At 43.8% G+C, this 8,621-nt stretch carries 4 protein-coding genes; 1 reads left to right on the top strand and 3 read right to left on the bottom strand.

The window, feature by feature from the left end; all coding sequences use genetic code 11:
• On the top strand, positions 1-1,602 hold a 1,602-nt coding region (locus QZY09_RS05365; protein WP_295669201.1), incomplete at its 5' end, for a DNA gyrase subunit B.
• Positions 1,603-1,647: 45 nt separating this feature from the next.
• Here the strand turns inward: QZY09_RS05365 and QZY09_RS05360 are convergent.
• The 3 genes from QZY09_RS05360 to QZY09_RS05350 form a co-directional block, all read right to left on the bottom strand.
• Positions 1,648-2,088 (bottom strand): aspartyl protease family protein, encoded by a 441-nt coding sequence (locus tag QZY09_RS05360; RefSeq protein WP_295669199.1) that lies wholly within the window; start codon positions 2,086-2,088, stop codon positions 1,648-1,650.
• Between the two features lie 108 nt (positions 2,089-2,196).
• Positions 2,197-4,458 carry a BamA/TamA family outer membrane protein gene (locus QZY09_RS05355; RefSeq protein WP_295669196.1) on the bottom strand — a complete coding sequence of 754 codons (2,262 nt, stop codon included), beginning with the start codon at positions 4,456-4,458 and terminating at the stop codon, positions 2,197-2,199.
• 1 nt (position 4,459) lies between these two features.
• The coding region (locus QZY09_RS05350; protein WP_295669193.1) for a translocation/assembly module TamB domain-containing protein at positions 4,460-8,621 on the bottom strand (4,162 nt) is incomplete at its 5' end.

Below are 8,621 nucleotides of genomic sequence, written 5' to 3'. Positions count from 1 at the left end.
TTGCATGGTGTGGGTGTTAGTTGCGTTAACGCACTTTCTATTCATTTAACTGCCCTTGTTTACAGGGATGGTAAAATATGGACCCAGGAATATGAAAGAGGGAAACCGATGTTTGATGTTAAAGTTATTGGCGAAACCGATAAAAGAGGCACAACCATTATCTTTAAGCCCGATGCAGAAATATTTTCCTTAACGACTGAATATAAATATGAAACCCTTGCCGCCCGTTTACGTGAGCTTTCATTCTTAAATAAAGGTATCCGCCTTACTTTAACTGATGAGCGGGAAACTAGCGAAGACGGTACGCACCCTATTGAGGAATTCTATTCGGAAGGCGGCTTGCGTGAATTTGTTCAATACTTGGATGGTACGCGGGCGCACCTGATACCGGAACCTATTTATATTGACGGTAACAAACAGGGTATACCGGTAGAACTGGCACTCCAGTACAATGATACCTATACAGAGAACGTTCATTCTTATGTGAACAATATTAATACCATTGAAGGCGGTACACATGTTGCGGGTTTCCGCAGGGGCTTAACCCGTACACTAAAAGCGTATGCTGATAAAGAGGGGCTTCTTAAAAATATGAAGATCGAAATTACAGGGGACGACTTCCGCGAGGGACTTACTGCTGTAATTTCAGTAAAAGTAGCCGAGCCGCAGTTTGAAGGTCAAACAAAAACGAAACTTGGCAATAACGAGGTAATGGGCGCGGTGGATATGGCCGTTGGTGAGATGCTTGGCAATTACCTGGAGGAACACCCAAGGGAAGCACGCATGATTGTAAATAAGGTGATCCTTGCGGCTACCGCACGTGCAGCAGCACGTAAGGCCCGCGAAATGGTGCAGCGCAAAAACGTAATGAGCGGATCAGGATTGCCTGGTAAGCTTTCGGATTGCGCAAATTCAGACCCGGCACTTTGTGAGTTATATCTTGTGGAAGGTGACTCGGCGGGCGGTACTGCCAAACAGGGCCGCGACCGCGAGTTTCAGGCGATTTTACCTTTAAGAGGTAAGATTTTGAACGTGGAGAAAGCCATGGAGCACAAGATTTACGAAAACGAGGAAATAAAAAATATGTTTACCGGCCTTGGCGTCAGTATTGGCACACCCGAGGACGATAAAGCTTTAAACATCAGCAAACTCCGTTATCATAAAATTGTGATCATGACGGATGCTGACGTTGACGGATCGCACATTACCACGCTGATATTGACTTTCTTTTTCCGTTACATGAAAGAGTTAATTGAATACGGTTATGTTTATGTAGCCTCCCCGCCGTTGTACCAGGTTAAAAAAGGTAAAGAATTTGAATATTGCTGGACCGAAGAGCAGCGCGATGCAGCAGTACAGCGCCTGAAAGGTGCCGGAAAAGAAGACAGCGTGCATATACAACGCTATAAAGGTTTGGGTGAAATGAATGCCGAGCAATTATGGGACACTACCATGAACCCACGCACACGTACCTTAAAACGAGCCAGTATTGATAATGCAGCCGAATGTGACCATACTTTCTCTATGCTGATGGGTGATGAAGTTGCCCCTCGCCGCGAGTTTATTGAGAAGAATGCAAAATACGCAAGGATAGATACATAGTCCGATAATATTAGATTTGTCAACTCTCACGGAGTTGACAAATCTTTATTCCGGCTTAAGCCGAAGTTCTCCCTCCCCGTAATCAATCACCGCTTGATATTTCATTAATATATCCCCGCCAAGTACCCCCAAAACGTCGGGATGGCCTAATTGGCGGTAAGCGATATTAATAGTAGACAAATCCAAAACAGCCGCTTCAAAAGGTTCAACTAAAAATCCACCGATATAAAGATCATTGATCACTGCGGTTGAAGAGGTCATTGAATTTGTCCCCAGGCCGGTTGAAAGCTTGTCGCTGCTGGTTAAAACTGCGTGTTCATGCGCATGCAGCAACAGGGTTTCATCAAATGCCGTTTTGGAGGCACCGGTATCAAGTGCCAGGATAAATGGTTTCCCGAATAGCGTAATTTTAACCAGGGGATGAAAACCATCCTGCTGAAGATCGATGATTTGCAATGGAATTTTATAATGCGTTTTCCCTGTCATCCTTGTGAAATTTCGTGTTATTATCTGAATAAAGATGCAAGGTTAATAAAATCGGCCGGGTTGAAAACCTTAATATGAATATTCAATCCGCTGATCGTGCAATTACTCCTAAAACGGATACCCAATACCCAGGTTGAATACACCATGCTGCCCAAAATGAACTGGTGTAGCTGGGTTAGGCTCCAAAAACGGAAAACCCAGATCAGTCCGCAAAACCAATACATTGAAATTAAAACGCAGGCCAAAGCCTGCATCTGCAGCTATCTGGCTCATGAAATTTGTACCAAAGGCTGCCCCTGGTAAAAGTTTGTTACTGTTTAATAGCCATATATTGCCGGCATCGATAAACAGTGCGCCTTCAACTATGCTGAATAATTTGGGGCGATATTCGATATTGGCTTCAATTTTTATATCCCCTGATTCATCCGGCAGAAAACCCGTACCCGTTGCCAGGTTTGCCGGTAAAATATAGGCACCCGGGCCAAGGGAATGTGCCTGGAAACCCCGCAAGCTGTTGGATCCGCCAATAAAAAATTGCTGCGAATAGGGTAGTACGGTTGAATTACCATAGGGCAGGCCTATGTCTATCATAAAACGGGCTGCTATTTTGCTGTTTTGGCCTACTTTGTGGTAAAACCGTATCTCGTTCTCTAATTTTACATATTGGTTAAACGTAGTACCCAATAATTTACTTACTCTTCTCGGGGTATCGGCGCCCGTAAGCAAACCATAAATATTGCCTGACAAACTTACCTTGCCGTTATAATAAAGTGTGTTTGGCTTATTTGTTTCCATGGTATTGGTCCAGGTATAGCTGTACGATGGGCCGAAGGTAAACTGGGCGTTAATAATATGTGCCAGGGTAGGGTTACGTGTATTATGAATGCTGTCGATGTACTTCTGGCTTACATTCCTGGGGTTTACGTAAGTAATATCTTCCAGATCCAGCTGGTGTTGTACGTGTACATTTGGTTTCCATTGGTACCCGAACGAAGCGTTATACGAATTCAATGAATATAATTTTGAACGGTTAACAATGGTGTATCCTGCCGACAAAACGGTGCGGGGGATATAAGCGTTATCAGAATTGAAATTGAATGGTCCAACAAACCGTGGCCATGAAATAGAAGGCTCAACCCCATATTGATAAACATTGTAGCCGTTATTGTACGACCCGAATTGGATATCCTGGCTCGCGAAAAATTTTAGGGTAAACAGTTCGGCGCCCTTAAATAAATTCCTGTTCCTGAAATTCACGTCGATTTGGGTGCCATTGTAATTTGCAGATGTTTGCCGGGCAACAATATCGGCCTGTAATGATTTTCGACGCTGCTGGGTTAAAAAGTAGTAAATATCCAGTTTGGCTGAGTCGGGGGTTACATCCTCGAACCTGTTTTTTACAAATTTAAAAGGCCCCAGCTCAATAAAGCGGCTTAGCGAATTGGTATGTTCTGTACGGTTGTAAATATCGCCGGGGTGCAGCAATACGCTGTTTTTAAAGGTAAATGGCCGGAAGGTGTTCTTTGGGTCGATGACATTATACCAGCGGTATTTTACTGCCGAGTCCATTTTCAGCGCGGTATCCCGCAATTTGTAATCAGGATATACATAAATATTTCTTACGCTGTAGATCCAGCGGGCTTCTTCAGGCGTTTCGCCTTTCACTTTTACAAACAGATCCACCTGGTGCCCGGCAATAGTGCTGTCGTAGCGCATGATCAGGTCCTCGGGCGCGAAATAAAAAAAGCCTTCTTCTTTTAACCGGCTGTCAATCCTTATCCTTTCATTCTTGATCACATCCAGGTTAAATTTATCGCCAACCTTTAAATAGGTTTGTTTGGATGTACCCGTAACAGCAGTGTCCAGGTCATCATTTTCGGTTGGGAAGGTTATTTTTCGGTAATGGTAAGCGGGGCCGGTTTGAATAGAATACAGAACTTCAGCAATTTTTTTGTCCTTTTTGGTAACGGTGTCGCCGGATACCTGTGCCAAAAAGTACCCCTCATTTTGCAGGCGGTTTTGCAGAATACTGGCATTTTTAACGATATCGACATTGCTTAACAACACAGGCGGCTCGCCCAGCTTGGTCATCAGGAAGTGTTTTAAGCCTTTTCGTTTGGTGGTTTTGTTTTTTTCGTATTCATAAAGCTTAAACCTCAGGCCTAATATTTTGCTGTTTGGTTTTGGCCTAAGCAAATCCTCTAATTGCTCGGTAATGGTGTGTGCTTCGCTTTTAGTGACGTTTTTGTCTGTGATCGTTATTTTGGCCCCGTTATACAGTTTTTGCCCCGGCGCCAGGTACTTTGTTGTACTGCAGGCGCTTATAAAAAGAATGGTAAAAACAAAAAAAGCGTATTTGATCCTGGCCATATTAATTTGATTTTGTTTGCGGCTGACTCACAGTGGTTGTTGAATCCGCCTTTTTATCGGCCGCTTTTTGTATTTCGTTCTTCTTTTTCTGATCCTCGTTGTATTTTTTCTCATCCGCTTTTTCTTTTGCTGTTTTTTTAGCGAACAGTTCTTTCAGACTGTTAAAGTCATATGTGATGGTAAAGCCGACACCTGTCTCAACCACTTGTCCTTCCACCACAATATATTCATCGCGCCGGTAAACGCGCACCAGGTAGCGGCCGTCTTTGGTTAATTTATAATTGACGGATATGTTGCCTGCTATATCCGTTGTTTTTTGTCCCGGCTGGTTTTGGCCCTCCAGGTTAAAGTTATTGCCTACTGTTACCGTTACCCGGTCGTTGAGGAATTGTTTGGACAGGCCTACGTTCAAATCGGTCCGGTTTTGTTCTGTCCCGGTTGAGTAGTCGGCACCCGAAGTGAGGTCGAAACTTAACTGCACGCCGCCGATCAGGTTACCGGCAAGTTTATTGAGCTGGTCTGATAATAAGCTGCTAACGCTACCCCTTATGGCACTATTGAGCGTTGTTCCGCCGCCCTGGCTTTGCAATGGGTTATCACCAATAAAATGCCCCAGCACCAAAACACCCAATACCTGTTTGTTCATTTCGTTGGTATCCTGTCTTACCTGGTCAAGCCTGGAATTGACAGTGGAAATAACCTCCGGCCCCACAGAATAACTACTGTCGGGCAATACAATGTCAAAGCTGATATTGGGCTTTAACAACTGGTTTTTCATGTTCAGGTTCACGTTAAAAGGTAGTTTTTGTTTATACTGTATAGTATTTTGCGAACTGCCCAACTGGTCGCTTACCAGGTCGATAGGCGGTACATTGGCGATGTAAGTTGCAGTTAAATTTACGTTTGCAAGTGTCGGGTCGCCATTCCAGGTGATTGAACTTCCTTTTTTGAACAGGAATTTCCTTTTTACCGTCGCATAGGATAAATTATAAGAGCCCTGCTCTACCGTATAAGTCCCGGTTAGGCTGGTTTTGCCACTCGGGTCAATCGTCATATTCAACTGCGCATCGCCTTTTACTTGCACCACATCGCCATTCCTTTCATCCACCACCATGGTGAAATTTGCACCCTTGCTTATTTTTATGGTAGCAGAGACATCCAGTCCTCTCAATCCTGATTTTCGCAGCGAATCCAATTGCCTGGCCAATATCAGCGAGTCCTCTTTGGATTCATGCGGATTTATTACCTCCACTACACCCTTCCGATCCTCAATCCCAGGATCATTTTCGGGTAACACAATGGTCATATCGGTTTTGTCATTAACTGTTAAGGTAGCATCGACTACCGGTTTAACCATCGTGCCGCGGATCTTTATCCTCGAATCGACATAAAGCTTAACATAGTATAGCTTATTATTTTCCTTGGTTGAATTGATGACCCTGAAATTGTCTGCTGTAATATCAAGCCCGAAGCTATAATCTGTATAGTTTTTGGTGTAAAGCGTACCTGCCACCACCGCTTTATTACCCAGTGAATCAACCAGTGTAAAATCGTTAAACAGGATGCCATCATTGTTAAAGGTTAGGTTCTCGTTTGGCATAGTAAAGTAGGAGTTCAGCATAGCTACGTTGAATCCTACTTTATTGAAGTTCACGTTGCCCCGTACTTCAGGCGCGCTTGTTGTACCTGCAATCTTCAGGTCGCCACTAAGTGTTCCGCTGGCATTGCGGAGGTTTCCAAAGCTAAACCCTTCAATCCCTTTCATGTTCAGGCTGGCTATATTCAGATCGAAGTCTAGCTTCCCGGCCGGATTGGTATAATACAGCCCTTTCATATTTACCTGGTTGCCTCTGCCGCTGATCGAAATGTCCGCGTTATAGGCATTGGCGGTTTGGTTGTTTACTTTTAAGGCGATGTTGCCGACTGTATCTTCTTTAAAATTAAAATCCCTGATGTTTAAGTCAGAAGAAAAAGTCATTGATTTTTGCAGGTTGGCCAGGTGCACGTTGCCATCAATCACCCCGCCAACCTGCAACGAATCCTGTTCCGCCGCGCGTGTTAGGGTTTCTATTTTGAAATTTTTAAAGTTTACGGTAACGGGTGCGTTCATTGTTTGCGCATCGCTGTTTACACTTAATACCTGTCCGCTGTTAGATATCGCAAAATTTTTGGCTAATAAACCTTTAGAACCAAATTGAAGGGCGTTGTCTGGAGCTACGGTCCAGTTATTATAATCGAGCATTAACCCGTTCTGCAGAAAGCTGAACTGGTATTCATCAGGCATTACGCTGAATACACCAGCCATCCGGTACCGCTCTTTTTTCGCTGCATCACGCACCTGCAGGTTTAAATTCAGTTTGTTGTTTTGTGCATTGCCAGTAACGCTGGGATATAAAAGATCTACTGAAGAGCCCGCTTTGATCTCATCCGCCGTTACACTGTAATTTAAGGCATTGTTGCCGGTATTGATGGCCAGCTTCAGGTTGTTGACGGCGTTAGTGCCGTAAACAACCCGGGGCATAGAGCCGTTAACTACCAGGCTGCCCGTTTGGCTGTCAAATTGGCCGGTGATTAAAACGGGGTCGAGCGTTTTCAGGTCGGGCACAAATTCGGCAGTGAGCGGGGTTTTAATCAAATGAACCTCAAAATTAAAATGTTGCGGCGAGTAGGCTGGTTTTCCTTTAGCCATAGGTTTCGCCATTGCAGTATTGTAATATTTATTGATAACGTCCTGCAAAGCAGGGGCAACTTCGGTCAGTTTATATTTGCCGCCCATATGTGCATACAGCATAGGCGCCTTTAGCTTTATGGTGCTGCTATCCGCATTGGCGGTGGAAACCAGGCTGATGGTATCCATGTGGATCAGCTTTCCTGGCTGATTGATCAGCAGGTCGGTTATTTTTATATTGGCGTTCAGATAATTGGCGTCAGCAGTAGGTATATCTGCCAATATTTTGCCATGAATACGCATTTCACCAGTTGTTAATTTTAACTTCTGCAGGTTGATGCTATCAATCATCAGCGTAGCATTTATTGACGGATATTTTTTGTTCATATTAGCCTTGCCATCCAGTGAAAAGTTGATGTTAGGGTCCTTCATGCGGGCAATCGCTGTATAACTGCCGTTGTGGGCCGTGCCCGAAAGTACGAGGTGCTGGTAATTATATCCTTTTATATAAGCCTGAAATACATCCCCACTAAATTGTATATCGGCTTTTTTAGGGTCGAGGCCGGTACCTTTAACAGTGGCGGTTAATGAAATATTGCCAATGGTTTGGGCCTGTTTGGTAAGCGCGCCAACGTTAAGGTTATTAGCTTTAATATTGGCTGAATAGGATGCAGTTGCTTTATTTTTTCTATTTTTCATTACAGCGTCCAGATCCAGTGCGCCGTAGGTAGTGCGCAGGCCCAGCTTTGTTGTAAAATTGTACATGCCGCCTTTAAAAGTTCCTTTAAGATTAAGGTTAGATGGAATGTTTACCGATGCCGGTATCATTCCTGGTGAAACCAGTTTGGCTATATCGGCGTTACTGGTATTAAAATCGATAAGGTTTATATTGAAATAAACTTTATTCATATCAGGCAGGCCAACAAGAGTTGCCGTGGCTTTGATATGGGTTTTGCTTAACCCGCTGATCTCGAGGTTGGGAATGGCCAGGTTATTTACCTTACCGATCACTCTCCCATTTATACTGAAAACAGCATTTGGCGCATGTTTAAACGGGTCGGTTGCTGCCATAGATGGCATTAATAATAGCACATCCTTTAAACTGAGCCGGCTGCCATCGAGGTTTGCATTTACATAAAGTTTTCCTGGATCGCTGCTTAATGAGGCGATTGACGGATAATTTACTTGTATTTGTCTTTGGAGGTGTGTTTGTGGCGTTTCAATTAGCAAGTCATTTAGGTACGCGCTTTTTGGTCCATATAAAAACGTGGTATGAAATTTATTGATGGCCAGCCCGCTTTTATCATGAAAGGTAAATGATTTCACTTTTCCTGAAATCGTGTCAGGGCTATAAGTTAAGTTTTCTATTTCCGTGTTCAGGTTGCGAACGTCCAAATGGCCAAAATCCAGTCCTTTTGGCAAAGGTTTTTGTACCTCGTTGTCAAACTTAATGTTGTCATCGTTAAAGCTTATTTGGTTTATTACTGCATGCCAG

The organism is uncultured Mucilaginibacter sp. (assembly GCF_903913935.1).
Taxonomy (GTDB): Bacteria; Bacteroidota; Bacteroidia; order Sphingobacteriales; family Sphingobacteriaceae; genus Mucilaginibacter.
Note: the sequence above shows the minus strand (reverse complement) of the source record. Positions and strands in the feature narration are given on the sequence as shown.

Bases quoted from the DNA above. Each gene is read 5' to 3' on its own strand.
- QZY09_RS05360 (WP_295669199.1), bottom strand. From the start codon at position 2,088: ATGACAGGGAAAACGCATTATAAAATTCCATTGCAAATCATCGATCTT.
- QZY09_RS05355 (WP_295669196.1), bottom strand. From the start codon at position 4,458: ATGGCCAGGATCAAATACGCTTTTTTTGTTTTTACCATTCTTTTTATA.